This window comes from Klebsiella sp. I138 (assembly GCF_051131765.1).
Lineage (GTDB): Bacteria > Pseudomonadota > Gammaproteobacteria > Enterobacterales > Enterobacteriaceae > Klebsiella.
This window is the reverse complement of sequence record NZ_CP180447.1, coordinates 498969-517596: the sequence shown is the minus strand read 5'-3', so window position 1 is coordinate 517596 and position 18628 is coordinate 498969. Positions and strand designations below refer to the sequence as shown.

The window sequence follows — 18628 nt, the reverse complement described above, 5'->3', positions numbered from 1 at the left end:
ATGAGCTTTAACACCATCATCGACTGGAACCGCTGTAGCGCAGACCAACAGCAGCAGCTCTTAATGCGCCCGGCGATTTCTGCCTCCGACAGCATCACCCGGACGGTGGCAGACATTCTTGATAACGTCAAAAATAACGGCGACGCGGCGCTGCGCGAGTACAGCGCAAAGTTTGATAAAACCGACGTCAAAACGCTGCAAGTCAGTGAAGAAGAGATTGCCGCCGCCGGTGCACGCCTGAGCGATGAGCTGAAACAAGCCATGGCGGTCGCGGTCAACAATATCGAAACCTTCCACAACGCGCAAAAACTGCCGGGCGTGGATGTAGAAACGCTGCCTGGCGTACGTTGCCAGCAGGTGACTCGCCCAATTGCTTCCGTCGGCCTCTATATTCCCGGCGGCTCCGCTCCGCTGTTCTCCACGGTACTGATGCTGGCGACGCCGGCGCGCATCGCCGGCTGCCAGCAGGTGGTTCTGTGCTCACCGCCGCCGATTGCCGATGAAATTCTCTATGCCGCCCAGCTGTGCGGCGTGCGTACGGTCTTCAACGTCGGCGGCGCGCAGGCCATTGCCGCGCTGGCATTCGGCACCGAGTCGGTCGCAAAAGTCGATAAAATCTTTGGCCCTGGCAACGCTTTCGTCACCGAAGCCAAGCGCCAGGTCAGCCAGCGCCTCGACGGTGCGGCAATCGATATGCCGGCGGGCCCGTCGGAAGTGTTGGTCATCGCTGACAGCGGCGCCACACCGGACTTTGTTGCCTCCGATCTGCTTTCGCAGGCTGAGCACGGTCCTGATTCGCAGGTGATCCTGCTGACGCCGGATGCCGCAATGGGTGAACAAGTCGCCCGCGCCGTTGAACGCCAGCTGGCGGCGCTCCCGCGAGCAGAAACCGCCCGGGAAGCGCTTTCGGCCAGCCGTATTATCGTGGCCCGCGATCTCGCCCAGTGTATAGACATCTCCAACCAGTACGGACCGGAGCATCTGATTATCCAGACCCGCAACGCCCGTGACCTGGTTGACGGCATCACCAGCGCCGGTTCGGTATTCCTCGGCGACTGGTCACCGGAATCCGCCGGTGATTATGCCTCCGGCACCAACCACGTGCTGCCGACCTATGGCTATACCGCCACCTGCTCCAGCCTGGGGCTGGCGGACTTCCAGAAACGCATGACCGTGCAGGAGCTGTCGCGCGAAGGTTTTGCCGCCCTCGCCTCGACCATTGAGATCCTCGCCGCCGCAGAGCGCCTGACCGCCCACAAAAATGCCGTTACGCTGCGCGTTGCAGCCCTTAAGGAGCAAGCATGAGCATCGAAGATTTAGCCCGCGCCAACGTGCGAGCTCTGACGCCATACCAGTCTGCCCGTCGTCTGGGCGGTAAGGGCGATGTCTGGCTGAACGCGAATGAATTCCCGACCGCCGTCGAATTTCAGCTGACTCAGCAAACGCTGAATCGCTATCCGGAATGCCAGCCGAAGGCAGTCATTGAGAATTACGCCCGCTATGCGGGGGTGAAACCGGAGCAGGTTCTGGTCAGCCGCGGCGCCGATGAAGGTATCGAGCTGCTGATCCGCGCCTTCTGCGAACCCGGACAAGACGCCGTGCTCTATTGCCCGCCGACCTACGGAATGTACAGCGTCAGTGCCGAAACCATCGGCGTGACCTGCCGGACGGTGCCAGCGCTTGCCGACTGGCAGCTCGACTTGCCCGGCATCGCGGCGAACCTCGACGGTGTGAAGGTGGTCTTTGTTTGCAGCCCCAACAACCCGACCGGACAGATTATCAACCCCGACGACATGCGTACCCTGCTGGAGATGACCCGCGGGAAAGCGATCGTGGTGGCCGATGAAGCCTATATTGAGTTCTGTCCGCAGGCGACGCTGGCCGGCTGGCTCAGCGACTATCCGCACCTGGTCGTTCTGCGCACGCTGTCAAAAGCGTTTGCCCTTGCCGGACTGCGCTGCGGGTTTACCCTGGCGAATGCCGAAGTGATTGCGCTGTTAATGAAGGTGATCGCCCCCTATCCGCTCTCGACACCGGTTGCCGATATTGCCGCCCAGGCGCTTAACGACCAGGGTATCGCCGCCATGCGCGCACGCGTGGCGCAGATTCTCGACGAACGTGAGTACCTGACTGGCCAGCTACGCGGTATCCCGTGCGTTGAACAGATATTCGATTCCGAGACCAACTACGTCCTCGTGCGCTTTAAAGCGTCCAGTGCGGTGTTTAAATCTTTGTGGGATCAGGGCATTATCTTACGTGACCAAAATAAACAACCCTCATTAAGCGGCTGTTTGCGTATCACTATCGGTACCCGTGCAGAGAGCCAGCGCGTGATTGACGCTTTGACTGCGGAGAATGTATGACCCAGAAGTTTCTCTTTATTGACCGTGACGGTACGCTGATTTCTGAGCCACCGGTTGATTTCCAGGTAGACCGCTTTGAAAAACTGGCCTTTGAGCCACGGGTTATCCCTGCCCTGCTGAAACTACAGCAGGAAGGTTACAAGCTGGTGATGATCACCAATCAGGACGGTCTGGGGACCGACAGCCTGCCGCAGGCCGAGTTTGACGGCCCGCATAACCTGATGATGCAGGTGTTTTCTTCTCAGGGCGTCAATTTCGACGAGGTGCTGATTTGCCCGCACCTGCCGGCTGACAACTGCGACTGCCGGAAGCCGAAAACCCAGCTGGTCCTGCCGTGGCTGGAAGATGGCGTGATGGATAAAGCCCACAGCTACGTCATCGGCGATCGCGCTACCGATATTACGCTGGCGGACAACATGGGCATTATTGGCCTGCGTTACGATCGCGAAACGCTGAACTGGCCGGCTATCTGCGAACAGCTGACCCGCCGCGACCGCTATGCCCACGTTGAGCGCATCACCAAAGAGACGCAGGTGGATGTCAAAGTCTGGCTGGATCGCGAAGGTGGCAGCAAAATCCACACCGGCGTCGGCTTCTTCGATCATATGCTCGATCAAATTGCCACCCACGGCGGTTTCCGCCTTGAAATTAACGTCGGTGGCGATCTCTATATTGATGATCACCACACCGTGGAAGATACCGGTCTGGCGCTGGGTGAGGCGCTGAGGCTCGCACTGGGCGATAAGCGTGGGATTAACCGTTTTGGGTTTGTGCTGCCGATGGATGAATGTCTGGCCCGCTGCGCGCTGGATATTTCCGGTCGCCCGCACCTGGAATACAAAGCCGATTTTGCCTATCAGCGCGTGGGCGATCTGAGCACCGAGATGGTTGAGCACTTCTTCCGCTCACTCTCCTACACCATGGCGGTGACCCTGCATCTGAGAACCAAGGGCAAGAACGACCATCATCGTGTTGAAAGCCTGTTTAAGGCCTTTGGCCGTACGCTGCGTCAGGCGATTCGCGTGCAGGGCGATACGCTGCCCTCATCGAAAGGGGTACTGTGATGAACGTGGTGATCCTCGACACCGGCTGCGCCAACCTCAATTCGGTGAAGTCGGCGATTGGCCGTCACGGCTACGCGCCAGCGGTCAGTCGCGACCCGGATGTGGTGCTGCGCGCCGATAAGCTATTTTTACCCGGCGTCGGTACTGCGGAGGCGGCGATGGACCAGCTGCGCGAGCGCGAGCTGATCGAGCTGGTCAAAGCCTGCACTCAGCCGGTACTCGGTATTTGCCTTGGCATGCAGCTGCTGGGACGGCGCAGCGAAGAGAGCAACGGCGTGGATTTGCTGAGTATTATCGAAGAAGACGTGCCGAAGATGACCGACCACGGACTCCCGCTGCCGCATATGGGCTGGAACCGCGTCTACCCGAAGGCGGGAAACCGCCTGTTCCGCGGTATTGATGACGGCGCCTATTTCTATTTCGTCCACAGCTATGCCATGCCGGTGAATCCTTATACCATCGCGCAGTGCCACTATGGCGAACCGTTCACCGCTGCGGTGCAGAAAGATAATTTCTTTGGCGTTCAGTTCCACCCGGAACGCTCGGGCAGCGCCGGTGCGCAGCTGCTGAAAAACTTCCTGGAGATGTGATGATAATCCCGGCTTTAGATTTAATTGACGGCACGGTTGTCCGTCTCCATCAGGGCGATTACGGTCAGCAGCGCGATTACGGTAACGATCCGCTGCCGCGTCTGCAATCTTACGCAGCACAAGGCGCGGAAGTCCTGCACCTGGTTGATTTGACCGGCGCCAAAGACCCGCAGAAGCGCCAGATCACCCTGCTCAAGACGCTGGTTGCCGGCGTTGATGTGCCGGTGCAGGTCGGCGGCGGCGTGCGGACGGAAGACGATGTCGCAGCCCTGCTTGCCGCGGGCGTGACGCGCGTGGTGGTGGGTTCAACGGCGGTGAAATCGCCAGAAGTGGTTAAAGGCTGGTTTAAGCGTTTTGGCCCGCAGCACCTGGTGCTGGCGCTGGACGTGCGCATCGACGCCGAAGGGAATAAGCAGGTGGCCGTCAGCGGCTGGCAGGAAAACTCCGGCGTCACGCTCGAAGAATTAGTGGAGAGCTATCAATCCGTCGGCCTGCAGCATGTCCTGTGCACCGATATTTCTCGCGATGGCACCCTGGCGGGATCAAACGTCTCGCTGTATGAAGAAGTGTGCGCCCGCTATCCTCAGGTGGCCTTCCAGTCCTCTGGCGGCATTGGCGATCTGCATGATATTGCCGCCCTGCGCGGTACCGGCGTGCGCGGTGTGATTGTTGGTCGTGCCCTGCTGGAAGAGAAATTCAACGTAACGGAGGCCATTCAATGCTGGCAAAACGGATAATCCCCTGCCTCGACGTTCGCGATGGCCAGGTAGTGAAAGGCGTGCAGTTCCGTAATCACGAAATCATTGGCGATATCGTCCCGCTGGCGAAACGCTATGCCGACGAAGGTGCAGATGAGCTGGTGTTCTACGATATCACCGCGTCCAGCGATGGCCGCGTGGTGGATAAAAGCTGGGTGTCGCGAGTAGCGGAAGTGATCGATATTCCTTTCTGCGTCGCCGGTGGGATTAAATCCCTCGACGATGCGGCGCAGATCCTCTCCTTTGGCGCGGATAAGATTTCGATTAACTCCCCGGCGCTGGCCGACCCGACGCTAATTACCCGCCTTGCCGACCGCTTTGGCGTGCAGTGCATTGTGGTGGGCATCGATACCTGGTTTGATGCCGAGAGCGGCAAGTATCACGTGAATCAGTATACCGGCGATGAGAGCCGCACCCGGGTGACCCAGTGGGAAACCCTCGACTGGGTACAGGAAGTCCAGAAGCGCGGCGCCGGCGAGATCGTACTCAATATGATGAACCAGGATGGCGTGCGTAACGGTTACGATCTTGAGCAGCTGAAAAAAGTGCGCGCCGTCTGCCACGTGCCGCTGATCGCCTCCGGCGGTGCAGGCACTATGGAACACTTCTTCGAGGCCTTCCAGGAGGCCAACGTTGACGGCGCACTGGCGGCATCAGTGTTCCACAAGCAGATTATTAATATTGGTGAACTGAAAACGTACCTGGCAGCACAGGGCGTGGAGATTAGGGTATGTTAACTGAAGAGCTGGACTGGGAAAAAACCGACGGCATGATGCCGGCCATCGTGCAGCACGCCATCTCCGGCGAAGTATTGATGATGGGCTATATGAATCAGGAAGCGCTGGCGAAGACCGAAGAGAGCGGGAAAGTCACCTTTTATTCGCGGACCAAACAGCGTCTGTGGACCAAAGGAGAAACCTCCGGCAACTTTCTCAACGTGGTGAGCATTACCCCGGATTGCGATAACGACACCCTGCTGGTACTGGTCAACCCAATCGGCCCGACCTGCCATAAAGGCACATCAAGCTGCTTCGGTGACGCCGGTCACCAGTGGCTGTTCCTTTATCAGCTGGAGCAGTTGCTGGCCGAGCGTAAGCATGCCGACCCGGAAAGTTCATATACCGCGAAGCTGTACGCCAGTGGAACAAAGCGGATTGCGCAAAAGGTTGGGGAAGAAGGCGTGGAGACCGCGCTGGCCGCAACGGTGCATGACCAGTTCGAACTGAAGAACGAGGCATCGGACCTGATGTATCACCTGCTGGTGCTGCTGCAGGATCAGGGGCTAGATTTAGGGGAAGTGATTGATAATCTCAAGAGTCGTCACTGATAAAACTCTGTTCTCTGAACTGAAACAGACTCCGATTTACCTCATACCGGTAAACGAATAATTATCCTTTCTCTTAAGGGCATTCATCATTGATGAATGCCCTTATCAAACGTAAATCTCTATAAACAACATCCGTATAAGCTCTTTACAACACTAAGATTATACATTCAACACGCATTTTTGATTTACAACACAGTTTCAGCGTAATCATAGCAGTTTTGAGACGTTGTACATGCTCTTATACATAATATCGGCTAAAATACATGATAAATATATATAAAGGTCAAAAAAAGTATGAAACAAACTATTTTCATTTTAGCCATTAGCATTTTCCCCATAACTGTATTTGCTGAAAGCACGCTGATATCACCTATGATTGGTGGTATTGACATCTGTCAGTCAGCAATAAATAAAGGAATGACCAATACATACGAGGCAGCAAAATACTGTCAATCAATAAATGAAACCTCGTCTACACTCATCGAAAAAAAACTATCTGAATTTGGCCCTGAAAAAAGTAAAGATGGAAAATTTCAGATGGGCTATATGCTAAGCTTCCCATTATTATCTTATGTAAAGATAAACAATGATGGCTCATATGAGATCGATAAAGAAAAAATACGCTATCGCTTAAAATTACTACATGACACAAACAGGCAAGCAGTTATTTATCTATTTTCGAACCATTTTTCCGTCTCTGAGGGTGCAAAAACAGAAGAATTAATCACTAAAATAGATAGTAAAAACATGATGCAACTTAGCGATGGAACCGTCCCTGTCGATAACTATTTCTCCAGCAAAACATACCCTTGGGCAATTAATGAAAATAACTCACTAATTGATAAGATACGCAAAGACGCAATTAATGAGGTTTTATCGCAGGTCTGCGCATTAGATACAGTAGACAAACAAAAAATTAGAGCTGTAACAGTCCTTGGTGAAGTTCACTATACATTTCCCGACTTCTTTAATGGTATGGGATACCGTGGGGAAATGAAACTTACCGATTACTCGGAAAAGTCAATTAAAAAATTTAGAAGTTATTTATTTGAAAAATATAAAAGCATTAAATCACTTAATGACAAAATTGATTCAGAATATAAATCATTTGATGAAATTAACCCGCCATCAAAAGATATAAATACAGTTCATCTGAATAATTTTTTTGAGCACCTTGATTATGCTTCATCAGGAAGGTTGGCAATCTATGGTTGGGCAGCAGGAAATAATCACGGAGCAGCCAAAATTAAGATTTTCATAGATGGAAAAGATGTGGGATATGCAGAGAGTGGGTTGAGCAGAATGGATGTATATCAGGCAATGCCAACTTTGGGCACTTCAGCGGTAGGGTATCGATATTATCTTGATTTTCGAAAGATGAGTAAAGGAATACATGTTGTAGATGTTGTCCATGAGAATAATGGGAAATTGACATTAATGAAAAGTATCGATGTACCTGTGATAGATCGACAACAAACAAAACCAGTCCGCGTCGGGGAAGGCGTTAAATTGCCTGAAGAGAAAACCATGAAGTTCTGGAATGACTATCCTGAATCATTAAAACCTGTATATTATAATCCATTATCAGAAGAATTCTACAATTTCAGAAAAAAAGAAGTAGCAAATGAAATAAGAAAATATGCCGACATTGTAAGTTCATCATGCATTGGAGAGGATAAAACCTTCTCTCACCAAATTGCTCCAATGTTTAATGCAGACTGGAATGAGGAAAAACTTGCAGTTGAGGATTCACTTAAAAAAAATTCTTATTACAATATTGGATTAAATACCTATGGCTCAGCATTTTATGGTGAATATACATTTAATTGGTTGAAGGCATCTGGAATTGAACGCTATGGGATCCCTGAAGCGCACCCTATGGTTGAAAATGAAAAAGTTATCTATGATGCACTGGAGCGCCATCATAATAATGGTGCAATATTTATTAGTCCTTATTATTTTGAGCTCAAGCCAGAGAGTTTTGGCGTCGATAAAGAACATGAAAAATTCAGTATCAGTGAAAATAATGCAAGCTATTATTCATCAAACTTTTATCGCGCACTAAAAGGAATCATGACAGAATAATGAGTGTGTGAAGTAGTTCAATTGTTTCGGGCAAGCACAACGATGCTTGCCCGATAGGTGTCCGTCACTATTTCCTTGTGCTTGATTAAGAGCTAATGACAGACTATGTAATACTATCTATCTGCGTTAGTTATACCAATGTTCATCGAACAATTTCATGTAATGCACGGCGAGACAATTGTCGTTTTACATATCGCTGCAAACGGTAGGGGATAAATTTGGTTACCCAGGATAACGCAGGGTGTTGCCGCAACATCCATAAAACAGCCAATAAGTTTTCCTTTCTTCCTTGAGGCTGATATATTTTTTCTTCTGCTATTGCGATGTTATCTGAAGTATAGAAACCATCTATCAAAGTTTTAAAATCAATTCTGCCAAGTGCACTTTCACGCCACCATGATTCGCGTATATAAAAATCACGATAGAAATTATCAACACGTGTTTCTGATGAAACATCCGGCATTGGGTCAACATTCTTTTGTTGGAAAAATCCATCAAAATCTGCAATAGCCTGACGCCATAGCTCACTCATTTTTTGGAAAGATACATCCCAATTAATAACCCGGCTAAATTTTCGACCAATGAGTCGTTCACCAAAAGCACCAATATTTGGTACAACAACCGGTAAACCATATTGAAGTGCAGCACTCAGCGTATAGCTATATGTCTCAGGCCATTGAGCAGGGAACCACATAACATCTGGAGCAATATCATTTAGTTTTTGCTCTAAATCCTGATTGGAATAAGCACCATGGCAAATGACGGCATCGTTTAGAGTACTACAAGCGTAACCAAGAAGATGGAACTCTATGTTTTCTCTTTTAAGTTCATGCGCCACCTCATCCAACATGAACGCGCCTTTTTCACGGCTGATTGCGCCAAGGACAAGAACTTTCAGTTTCCGACCACCAGTGTAGGTTTTTCTGACGTCTGGATATGGTGCATTTGTCTCATAATCGGGATGCCATGCGATGACAGCCTTCTCAGATATATCAGGAAAATATCGTGTAAACCGGGCTTTGGTATCTGCCGATGGGAAAATAACTCGCTCAGCCCCAAACAACCATGCATTCATATTTGAACGCCATGTGGAAGCAGAAGTTCCAACAGGTAACGGATACGTTTCGGCACATATTTCATCAATATTTATTACATTATCGCCAATAAACAGGCCATTTTTGTCAGTTAATGATGGGTTCCCATTTATTGCGAAGTAGTCATGAATCGTTACATCATAGGAGCACTTTAAATCTACATGCAGTTTTCTGATCTTTTCAGGAATTCCCATCAAATGATGGAAATGAATATGTGAGATGCCTAAAAAGCGTAATAATCCCAACAGTTCATCATAACCATTATTAATATCAACTGAGATACTTTCTTTGCATATGCGCCCGTCAGCACTCAGAGAGATCACTACACTACTGTTGTCTGCATTAGGCTTTAACAGAAAGAAGCATGCTTTCTCCTTGTAAAAATTTGACAACTCTTCGAGGTGATAAGTTGTCCCTCCCCCCATATGATGAGAAACCAGCAGTATTTTATGAAGATTAGCTTTCGCCAGAATGCGAAGCAACATCCGCTGGCGGGCTTGCTTGGCAGGGTCTCTCGAAATAAATTCCATTACATCACGGGTATAGTTTGGATGTAATTCATTCAGAAGTTCCATCGCGCGAATTTTGCGTGGGCTCTGCTCTCCAGCGAAACTTACCCCGCCTTTGTGATAAACAAAAACGTTTAATTGATGGAAGTTCGGCCAACCGGCTTTTGCAGCACGTTGACACCAGTCATTTTCTTCTCCATAACCGCGACCGAAAGTCTCTTCGTCAAAATACCCAACCTGGTTTAAGCAGTCACGGCGAATGTACATACAGAAACCAACACCTGTTGGTATCTCGATAAGATTATTCTCTTTGCCATATGTTTCAAACTCATCATCGAGAGCCTGGACATCCATTCCGGCAAATAGCTCATTATCTTCGCAGAAATTGGGGAAACTACAAATTGTCGCATTATTTGAAAATGGAGTCACACTCCCTACACGCTCGCGGCTATAAGCAGCATCATGGATACGTTCCAACCATTTATTAGCAACTTCCACATCGCTATTTAGAAGAAGAACATCCCGTTTTGAATGCAATTTCATTCCACGATTGACGGTTGCAACAAAGCCTAAATTATTTTCGTTCTCGAGTAGCTTAAAGCTTTTATCTTGCGCACGTTTGCGTAGCCAATCTGTCAGTTCAGGTTCAGGTGAAGCATCATTAATAACAATTAATTCAGCCCATGAAGGGAGTGTTGATATAGCAGACTCGATACATTCCTGAGTTTCCTGCAAACCGCCATAAACAGGTACGATAACATCTACGAGCATGTCATTATTGTCATTTTCAGCTTGCAACAATTTCTCTTGTTGTAACTCTAACTCTAACCTGCTCACAATATTGTTCAACTCACTATTTTTTAGCTTCAAGCCTTCGAGCTCTTTCAAGAGACCTCGCTCATACATCCCATTTTCTACGACATCTGTAGTAGATGTTTTCATATCAATAACGCTCTGATTTATTTGAGTAGATATATAATATAGAATATGCTTACTTAATATTTCATGTTCCGATGGTGAGGTCAGTCGAAAGCGTATATATTCCGCATCAAACAACAAATCAAATGGAACCAGATAAGAAAATAAATAGAAGGTTAGACGTTCAACTCGTTCATCAATATCATCAACATTACAAAATGCATATGAACAATCTCCTAAAATAGTTACAGAAATGTCCATTAACATAGCTTCCAGACCAACACTGGAATTAATGGTCAGTATTTTTCGACATTTTTTTAGAAAATCAATTATTGATAAGTTGTTATTGTCAATTTCATATCCAGGATTCTCATGTAGCTTAAATTGGCTTCCTGGGTGAGGACGCACTATCTTTCTTCCAATAAAAGAACCTTCAGCATAGTCCAGCAAAGCTTGATTATCGAAACCATTGCTAAAAGCAAGAATATTAGAATCATTCTCAACTTGTAATGCCACTCCAATATCATATTCGGGTTCGGTGTGGTCAGCATCATTTCGACTGTTAATAAAAAAATCGCGTAATTTTGATATGCTACTGTTTTTATTAAATACAATACCTTGTTTTTTAGCAGCAAAATATCTTTTCTCGGCTTCAGTATTTCCATTAACACCAGAAAAATCAAAATAACCAGTAAAAAGATAAGTCGGAAAACGCAAAGGACCTAACTCCAAGTTAATAACCGGAATATTATATTTTTCTACTGCAGCATTCAATGACGGGCAGTTACATATAGTCAGAATGCATTCAAGGTTATTTTCATTTTGTAATGCATCAATCAATGCATTTTTAAAATCAGGAATGATTTCTGTTAGAAATTTTTTAAAAAGTAGATTGCTATTACCGCCACACTCTTTTAATGCTTCAGATAATGATTCTTCATTAACAATATAGATGATATCTTTTTGGCGAGATGAAAAATCGGGAATTTTATAATCTAAACGTTTCTGGCCATCATCAGTAACTTCCCAGCGCCCCTCTTCTTGCCACGTTGAATAAGGAAGCAAATAATCTTGCGTAGTGATCAGTGCTAACGGTTCTTTAATAGCCGTCATCGCTTTATATAAAAACCATAAATATGGAGCTTTTACACCACGAAACGGAAAGGCAGGTAAATAAATACCAATCATGATAGTTAATCTCCGTCTATAACTTGCACAGGAGAATGAATAACACCGCCAAGTTCTCTGGATGACCAGAATTTTACTTTAGCAATCGGACGCCGCTGATCGAGTTCCTCACGTTCACCATTATTAAAACAAGCTAAACCACAATGCACGAGATAGTCGCCAGTGTTAATAGGCAGTTTAACTTTATATTTAAGCTTACGTATCCCTGGAATCAAGTCTACCTTATGCCCAGCGAAAATATTATTATCCCCCCAGATATCCCCGCCTTGCGTCCTTGATAGCGAAACACCTAAAACAACATCATTTATATTTTCGGATGAGTTTAGACTGAAGGAAAAGTAAATTTCTTCATTTGGTTTTACTAATGGTTTTTCAGAAATCGGTGTGCCATCTGCTTTAAATATGGAGAAATCTTCGATTATTGCCCGACCACTTCCAAACCGTTTTTCATCAACATCAGCATTACTTTGCGTATTTTGTATCTCGGATAATTCATCAGCAGATGCAATTTTCCCCGTTCGGGAAACAGTTTCTTTTTTCTCTGATGTATCAGTACGTTCGGTCATCAGCATACCTTTTTCATAGGCAAGAACGGCGGCCAATACATCCGTCGTATTACCGACTAACATGCCATCCTTCATTACAAGGCAGCGATCTGCATATTCCAGGATGCTACCTGTTGAATGCGTGACCATAATAATGGTTGTTCCTTTTTTCTTAAGCGTTTCCATACGCTTAAAACACTTATATTGAAAACCAATATCACCCACAGCCAAGGCTTCATCAACAATCAAAATCTCTGGGTCGATACAGGCCTGAACGGCAAATGCCAAACGTACATACATGCCACTAGAATAAGTTTTTACCGGTTGATCAATAAATTCACCGATATCAGCAAAATCTAATATTTCTTGAAATTTATTATCAATTTCCGATTTACTCAAGCCTAGCACACTGCCATTTAAATAAACATTATCACGACCAGAAAACTCTGGGTTAAACCCTGCTCCCAACTCAAGTAATGCAGCCACACGACCATTAACCTCAATGTCACCTACAGTTGGAGTAAGCGTACCGCAAATCATTTGCAATAATGTCGACTTCCCAGCACCATTTCGCCCAATGATACCAACAGTTTCTCCACGATTTATCGAGAAAGAAACATCTCGCAGTGCCCAAAATTCTTTAAAATAGCTTCGACTTTCACGCCGAATAACACTTTTTATTTTTGGTGCAAAAAATTGCTTCAATCTGTCCCACGGCTGAGAATATATTTGGTAACATTTACTTAAATTAGTTACTTTTATCGCGATTTGATTAGAGGACATCAGCAAATCCTTTTCTTGTTTTCTGGAAAAATGCAAAACCAAGCCAGGCGACAATGGATGCTCCAATGGTATAGAGTAAAATACCTATAAAATTAGGTAGTCCGCCCCAAATCAATACAGTTCGAGCCTGTTCAATGATGAATGTCACAGGATTAAGCATAATCCAAATATGATACTTCTCAGGTAACGCACTGATAGGGAAAAATACTGGCGATAAAAACATCATAACAGTCGTTATAATAACCGTAGTTTGGCTAACATCCCTCAAAAATACACCTAGCGAAGCCAAAATCCATGACAAACCAAGACTAAAAATTACTAGCGGAAGGAAAACTAAAGGGATAAATATTATTGTCCAGTGTATAAACCCATTAAATATAACAAAAGCGGTTAATAACACAAGCAAACTAATAACAGTGTGAAACAAAGCAGCTACCAGGGATATGACAGATAATGTTTCTAAAGGAAAAATCACTTTTTTTACATAGTTAGTATTATTGAGTATTATCTGCGGCGCCCTATTAATTACTTCCCCAAAAAAACCATGGACGATCATACCAACAAATAATATTATTGCAAATTGTGTTCTACTTTCATCTCCACCAGCTGACCACCTTGCTTTAAATACCACCGAAAAAACAAAGGTATACACTGTCAGCATGAATAAAGGATTCAAAAATGACCACAATACGCCCATTACTGAACCTTTATATCTGCCGATAACATCTCGCTTAGTCATTTGCAAGATTATACTACGGTGAGTATATATACTCTTAACTATGTCTATTGGAGACGATGACGGTTTCTGATGTGGATTTTTCATTTTAAGCTCTAAAATAATACCAAATGAATTAATTTAGTTTTCTAGGAATATTGCGCAATGCTGATTCGTTGTAAGCATGTCGTTTTTTATCAAAAAACCATCCCCATTTATTAAAATAGGTGATGGCAGAACGAACATGATACCAAAGCAGCAATTTGCTTTTATAAGATCCCTTATTGAAAACATGAACAATTGTTGTTTCTGGACAATAATAGATCTTCGTGAGCTGTAATGCACGGCGACATAAATCGACGTCTTCCAAATACATAAAATAGCGCTCATCAAAACCATTCAGCTTTTGTAATAAAGCATTAGACAAAAGCATAAAACAGCCAGATACTGATGGGGGAGAAAATACCTTATCATACTCAGCATCCTTCAGTTCGTATGTGGCATCATACTTAATTGCCGTTGAAGGAAGAAAGCGTCTTAAGAAGAGATTACCAGGCGTTGGTAAGAGACGACAGCTATATTGGCGCTCACCATTCTTATAGATGATCTGTGGGGAAACAAAATTATATTCATTTTCCCATGCAAACGATACTAATTTATCTAGTGATAGCTTATCAAAGCTGATATCAGGGTTGCATACTAAAAAATAGCCATCAAAATCAGCACTGGCTTTAATAGCAAGATTATGTCCGGTACCAAAACCACAATTATAAGGAGACTTTATATAGATCACCTTAGGTTCATTCAATGATGCAGCCCACTGACAACCACCATTATCAACGAAGATTATTTTTTCAACGCTCTCTTCACGGCATAACGAGAGAAACGTATCTTTAATATCATCATAGGAATGATTAAATAATACAATAGAAGCAATAACTTTGGGCTTCATTGCTTTATAATTCATTAATCGATTACCTTCAGAATAAAAATTTTTTTATTATTTTTATATAGCCACTTGTGATGTCAATAATCTAACAAGCAAATTTATACTCATGCGTAGACTTCCGCTATGGCCAAAGTATGAGCCTGCATATCTTTCTCTGACAAAGAAAGCATACAGCCGTCCAGCTCAGGCCACTCAATCCCAATATCCGGGTCATTCCACAGAATGCTGCGCTCTGACTGCGGGGCGTAGTAGTTCGTCGCTTTATAGACAAACTGTACCGTCTCGCTCAGGGCCATAAAGCCATGCGCAAACCCTTCCGGGATCCACAGCTGGCGTTTGTTTTCCGCACTCAGCACCACCCCCACCCACTGACCAAACGTCGGCGACGAGCGGCGTACGTCAACGGCCACATCAAACACTTCACCCTCAACGCAGCGCACCAGTTTGCCCTGCGCATGCGGAGCCAGCTGATAATGCAGGCCCCGCAGCACGCCCTTCTGCGACTGCGAGTGGTTGTCCTGCACAAACTCAACATGACGACCCACCGCCTCATCAAATACCTTGCTGCTGAAGCTCTCAAAGAAGAAACCGCGCGCATCACCGAACACCCGGGGTTCAAACACCAGTACGTCAGGAATGTCTGTTTTAATAATATTCATTTTGTCTGCTCACCTACTTGCCTGAAACTTCCACAATCACCCGCTCTACACCCTGGCGCCAGTCCGGGAGCGTCACGCCAAACACACGCTGGAATTTATCATTCGACAGCCGCGAGTTCAGCGGCCGTTTTGCCGGCGTTGGATACGCCGTTGTCGGGATCCCGTTCACCTCTTTGATGGCCAGCTGCACGCCGTTTGCTCTCGCCACATCAAATACAAAGCGTGCATAGTCATACCAGCTCGTTTCTCCGCTGGCCACCAGGTGATAAATATCTGCCACCGCCCTGTTACGCTGTTCTTCGCGAATAGCGATGGCGGTACAGTCTGCCAGCAGCTCGGCCCCGGTCGGCGCGCCGTGCTGGTCGTTGATGATCGACAGCGTCTCTTTCTCACCGGCCAGGCGCAGCATGGTTTTGGCAAAGTTCGCCCCGCGGGTCGCGTACACCCAGCTGGTGCGGAAAATAAGATGCCGCGGGTTCCCCTGCTGCAGCGCCAGCTCACCGGCACGCTTGGTTTCACCGTAGACGTTCAGCGGCCCGGTGGCCTCCTCTTCCTGACGGTAGTGACTCCCCTCCCCGTTGAACACATAGTCGGTGGAGTAATGCACCATCAGGGCACCCAGCTTTGCTGACTCTGCAGCCAGCACCGCCACGCCCCGGTCATTCAGCAGGTCAGACAGTTCACGCTCGCTTTCAGCTTTATCTACCGCCGTGTGCGCTGCCGCGTTGACCACCACATCCGGCTTCACCTGCCGGACGGTCTGCGCAATGCCTTCGAGGTTGGTCAGATCCCCGCACAGTTCCTTATCGAAATAGTCAACGGCAACCACCTCTCCCAGCGTCGACAACGAACGCTGCAGCTCCCAGCCCACCTGGCCGTTCTTACCAATCAGTAAAATTTTCATGATCCAGTACCCTGTATTCAGTCGGCAGGTGATTAACGTTCGCTGAGCAGACGCTTCAGATACGCGCCGTATTCAGTTTTCTTTAACTTTTCAGCCTGCGCTGCCACCCCTTCCGCAGACAGCCACTGGTTACGGAAAGCGATCTCTTCCAGACAGGCGACCTTCATCCCCTGACGTTTCTCGATGGTATGAATGAACTGTGAGGCCTCAATCAGGCTGTCATGGGTGCCCGTATCCAGCCAGGCAAAACCACGGCCCAGCAATTCCACCTGCAGATCGCCGCGCTCCAGGTACATCTGGTTCAGGGTGGTGATTTCCAGCTCACCGCGCGCGGACGGTTTCACCGCCTTCGCCATCTCCACCACGTCGTTGTCATAGAAGTAGAGCCCGGTCACCGCCCAGTCAGATTTGGGCTTCAGCGGTTTCTCTTCAATCGACAGCGCCCGGAAGTGCTCGTCAAACTCCACTACGCCGAAACGCTCCGGGTCGAGGACCTGATAACCAAACACCGTCGCGCCTGAGGTTTTCGCGGCCGCCGCATCCAGTTTCTTGCCAAAACTCTGACCGAAATAGATGTTGTCGCCCAGCACCAGCGCGCAGGCATCATTCCCGATGAACTCTTCACCGATGATAAAGGCCTGTGCCAGGCCGTCCGGCGACGGCTGAATGGCGTAGCTGAAGTTCACCCCGAACTGCGAACCGTCACCCAGCAGGCGCTGGAAGGCCGGCATATCTTCCGGCGTCGTGATGATCAGAATATCGCGGATCCCGGCCAGCATCAGGACCGACACCGGGTAATAAATCATGGGTTTGTCGTAAATCGGCAGCAGCTGCTTGGACACGCCCTGGGTGATCGGATATAAACGCGTGCCGGAGCCCCCGGCCAGAACAATACCTTTCATTTGATCGTATCCTTAATCAGTTATTCAGGCCAAGACGTTCGCCGGCGTAGGAGCCGTCCAGCACGCGCTGCCACCAGGTCGGGTTATCCAGATACCAGCGGACCGTTTTCTCAATCCCGCTTTCAAAGGTCTCCTCCGGCACCCAGCCCAGATCACGTGCAATTTTTGACGCGTCGATCGCGTAGCGCAGGTCATGACCCGGGCGGTCTTTGACAAAGGTGATCAGGTCAGCAAAGTGGCTGATACCGGCCGGCTTCTGCTCCACCACCTTGTCCAGGATGCTGCAGATGGTCCGGACCACATCAATATTCTGCCGCTCGTTATGGCCGCCGATATTGTAGGTTTCGCCGCTCTCACCTTCAGTCGCCACTTTATACAGGGCGCGGGCGTGATCTTCGACGTAGAGCCAGTCGCGGATCTGCTGCCCGTTGCCGTACACCGGCAGCGGTTTGCCGGCCAGCGCATTGAGAATAGTCAGCGGGATCAGTTTTTCCGGGAAGTGGTACGGACCGTAGTTATTGGAGCAGTTGGTCACCACCACCGGCAGACCGTAGGTGCGGTTCCAGGCGCGGACCAGATGGTCGCTGCCGGCTTTGGAAGCCGAGTACGGGCTGCTCGGCGCGTACGGGGTCTCTTCGGTAAACAGATCGTCGGTGCCGTCGAGATCACCGTAGACCTCGTCAGTGGAGATATGGTGGAAGCGGAAGGCCGGCTTCGCAGCCGCATCGAGCGATGACCAGTAGTGACGGGCCGCTTCCAGCAGAGTAAAGGTGCCGATCAGGTTGGTCTGAATAAAGGCCGCCGGACCGTCAATGGAGCGGTCAACATGGCTTTCGGCTGCCAGGTGCATCACGATATCAGGCCGGAATTCACTGAACTGCTGAGCAACGCCCTGGGCATCGGTAATATCCGTACGCGAGAAAGAATAGCGCGCATTGTCGGCCACGGAGGCCAGAGATTCGAGATTACCTGCGTAAGTCAGGCAGTCCACGACGCGGACTTCGTCCTGGGTATTCTCAATAATATGACGAACGACGGCAGAACCAATAAACCCAGCGCCACCGGTGACAAGGATCTTCATACTCTCTCTCGTTTTTCAATGAGTTAAATGCCACTCAGGCATATTTTTAAAATTTCAGGCACGCTACCGCCATTGGCTATCGCAACCAAAGTGCGTAATGCTGCAATACTGTATACATCGCTTATGGTTTCCACGACGACAGGGTGGTCAGGTTATGCCTGATACCCATTGCCGTTGATGTAAATTTCACGCCC

At 48.0% G+C, this 18628-nt stretch carries 16 protein-coding genes; 8 read left to right on the top strand and 8 right to left on the bottom strand.

Annotated features, from left to right (window positions below):
- From hisD to ACMYSK_RS02240, 8 genes are all read left to right on the top strand, one after another.
- Entirely contained in the window at positions 1–1305 is a 1305-nt protein-coding gene (gene hisD / locus ACMYSK_RS02275) for a histidinol dehydrogenase (RefSeq protein ID WP_434639915.1), read from the top strand.
- Positions 1302–2363 (top strand): histidinol-phosphate transaminase, encoded by a 1062-nt coding sequence (hisC, locus tag ACMYSK_RS02270; protein WP_434639913.1) that lies wholly within the window; start codon positions 1302–1304, stop codon positions 2361–2363. Before hisD ends, hisC begins: the two co-directional genes overlap by 4 nt.
- Positions 2360–3427: a bifunctional histidinol-phosphatase/imidazoleglycerol-phosphate dehydratase HisB gene (hisB, locus tag ACMYSK_RS02265; RefSeq protein WP_434639911.1), complete on the top strand. Its 1068-nt coding sequence runs from the start codon at positions 2360–2362 to the stop codon at positions 3425–3427. The genes hisC and hisB overlap by 4 nt, the downstream gene beginning before the upstream one ends.
- On the top strand, positions 3427–4017 hold the full coding sequence (hisH, locus tag ACMYSK_RS02260; RefSeq protein ID WP_434639909.1) for an imidazole glycerol phosphate synthase subunit HisH: 591 nt from the start codon (positions 3427–3429) through the stop codon (positions 4015–4017). Before hisB ends, hisH begins: the two co-directional genes overlap by 1 nt.
- The gene (gene hisA, locus ACMYSK_RS02255) at positions 4017–4754 is read left to right on the top strand and encodes a 1-(5-phosphoribosyl)-5-[(5-phosphoribosylamino)methylideneamino]imidazole-4-carboxamide isomerase (RefSeq protein ID WP_434639907.1); all 738 of its coding nucleotides are present in this window, start codon (positions 4017–4019) and stop codon (positions 4752–4754) included. The genes hisH and hisA overlap by 1 nt, the downstream gene beginning before the upstream one ends.
- Entirely contained in the window at positions 4736–5512 is a 777-nt protein-coding gene (gene hisF / locus ACMYSK_RS02250) for an imidazole glycerol phosphate synthase subunit HisF (protein ID WP_434639905.1), read from the top strand. The genes hisA and hisF overlap by 19 nt, the downstream gene beginning before the upstream one ends.
- Positions 5506–6102, top strand: a complete 597-nt coding sequence (gene hisIE, locus ACMYSK_RS02245; RefSeq protein WP_434639903.1) for a bifunctional phosphoribosyl-AMP cyclohydrolase/phosphoribosyl-ATP diphosphatase HisIE — start codon at positions 5506–5508, stop codon at positions 6100–6102. Before hisF ends, hisIE begins: the two co-directional genes overlap by 7 nt.
- A 294-nt stretch (positions 6103–6396) precedes the next feature.
- Positions 6397–8187, top strand: a complete 1791-nt coding sequence (locus ACMYSK_RS02240; protein ID WP_434639902.1) for a beta-galactosidase — start codon at positions 6397–6399, stop codon at positions 8185–8187.
- 142 nt (positions 8188–8329) lie between these two features.
- Here the strand turns inward: ACMYSK_RS02240 and ACMYSK_RS02235 are convergent, their stop codons facing one another.
- The 8 genes from ACMYSK_RS02235 to rfbB form a co-directional block, all read right to left on the bottom strand.
- Positions 8330–11896, bottom strand: coding sequence for a GT99 family glycosyltransferase N-terminal domain-containing protein (locus ACMYSK_RS02235; protein WP_434639900.1), 3567 nt, complete (start codon positions 11894–11896; stop codon positions 8330–8332).
- A gap of 5 nt (positions 11897–11901) precedes the next feature.
- Positions 11902–13224 (bottom strand): ABC transporter ATP-binding protein, encoded by a 1323-nt coding sequence (locus tag ACMYSK_RS02230; RefSeq protein ID WP_434639898.1) that lies wholly within the window; start codon positions 13222–13224, stop codon positions 11902–11904.
- The gene (locus ACMYSK_RS02225; RefSeq protein WP_434639896.1) at positions 13214–14047 is read right to left on the bottom strand and encodes an ABC transporter permease; all 834 of its coding nucleotides are present in this window, start codon (positions 14045–14047) and stop codon (positions 13214–13216) included. Before ACMYSK_RS02225 ends, ACMYSK_RS02230 begins: the two co-directional genes overlap by 11 nt.
- A gap of 28 nt (positions 14048–14075) precedes the next feature.
- On the bottom strand, positions 14076–14906 hold the full coding sequence (locus ACMYSK_RS02220; RefSeq protein WP_434639894.1) for a glycosyltransferase: 831 nt from the start codon (positions 14904–14906) through the stop codon (positions 14076–14078).
- 86 nt (positions 14907–14992) lie between these two features.
- Entirely contained in the window at positions 14993–15547 is a 555-nt protein-coding gene (rfbC, locus tag ACMYSK_RS02215; RefSeq protein WP_434639892.1) for a dTDP-4-dehydrorhamnose 3,5-epimerase, read from the bottom strand.
- A 13-nt stretch (positions 15548–15560) separates the two neighbouring features.
- Positions 15561–16451: a dTDP-4-dehydrorhamnose reductase gene (rfbD, locus tag ACMYSK_RS02210; protein WP_434639891.1), complete on the bottom strand. Its 891-nt coding sequence runs from the start codon at positions 16449–16451 to the stop codon at positions 15561–15563.
- 32 nt (positions 16452–16483) lie between these two features.
- Entirely contained in the window at positions 16484–17353 is an 870-nt protein-coding gene (gene rfbA / locus ACMYSK_RS02205; RefSeq protein ID WP_434639889.1) for a glucose-1-phosphate thymidylyltransferase RfbA, read from the bottom strand.
- A gap of 16 nt (positions 17354–17369) precedes the next feature.
- Positions 17370–18434, bottom strand: coding sequence for a dTDP-glucose 4,6-dehydratase (rfbB, locus tag ACMYSK_RS02200; protein ID WP_434639888.1), 1065 nt, complete (start codon positions 18432–18434; stop codon positions 17370–17372).
- Between the last annotated feature and the right edge of the window lie 194 nt (positions 18435–18628).

Bases quoted from the DNA above. Each gene is read 5' to 3' on its own strand.
- hisD (WP_434639915.1), top strand. From the start codon at position 1: ATGAGCTTTAACACCATCATCGACTGGAACCGCTGTAGCGCAGACCAA.
- hisC (WP_434639913.1), top strand. From the start codon at position 1,302: ATGAGCATCGAAGATTTAGCCCGCGCCAACGTGCGAGCTCTGACGCCA.
- hisB (WP_434639911.1), top strand. From the start codon at position 2,360: ATGACCCAGAAGTTTCTCTTTATTGACCGTGACGGTACGCTGATTTCT.
- hisH (WP_434639909.1), top strand. From the start codon at position 3,427: ATGAACGTGGTGATCCTCGACACCGGCTGCGCCAACCTCAATTCGGTG.
- hisA (WP_434639907.1), top strand. From the start codon at position 4,017: ATGATAATCCCGGCTTTAGATTTAATTGACGGCACGGTTGTCCGTCTC.
- hisF (WP_434639905.1), top strand. From the start codon at position 4,736: ATGCTGGCAAAACGGATAATCCCCTGCCTCGACGTTCGCGATGGCCAG.
- hisIE (WP_434639903.1), top strand. From the start codon at position 5,506: ATGTTAACTGAAGAGCTGGACTGGGAAAAAACCGACGGCATGATGCCG.
- ACMYSK_RS02240 (WP_434639902.1), top strand. From the start codon at position 6,397: ATGAAACAAACTATTTTCATTTTAGCCATTAGCATTTTCCCCATAACT.
- ACMYSK_RS02235 (WP_434639900.1), bottom strand. From the start codon at position 11,896: ATGATTGGTATTTATTTACCTGCCTTTCCGTTTCGTGGTGTAAAAGCT.
- ACMYSK_RS02230 (WP_434639898.1), bottom strand. From the start codon at position 13,224: ATGTCCTCTAATCAAATCGCGATAAAAGTAACTAATTTAAGTAAATGT.
- ACMYSK_RS02225 (WP_434639896.1), bottom strand. From the start codon at position 14,047: ATGAAAAATCCACATCAGAAACCGTCATCGTCTCCAATAGACATAGTT.
- ACMYSK_RS02220 (WP_434639894.1), bottom strand. From the start codon at position 14,906: ATGAATTATAAAGCAATGAAGCCCAAAGTTATTGCTTCTATTGTATTA.
- rfbC (WP_434639892.1), bottom strand. From the start codon at position 15,547: ATGAATATTATTAAAACAGACATTCCTGACGTACTGGTGTTTGAACCC.
- rfbD (WP_434639891.1), bottom strand. From the start codon at position 16,451: ATGAAAATTTTACTGATTGGTAAGAACGGCCAGGTGGGCTGGGAGCTG.
- rfbA (WP_434639889.1), bottom strand. From the start codon at position 17,353: ATGAAAGGTATTGTTCTGGCCGGGGGCTCCGGCACGCGTTTATATCCG.
- rfbB (WP_434639888.1), bottom strand. From the start codon at position 18,434: ATGAAGATCCTTGTCACCGGTGGCGCTGGGTTTATTGGTTCTGCCGTC.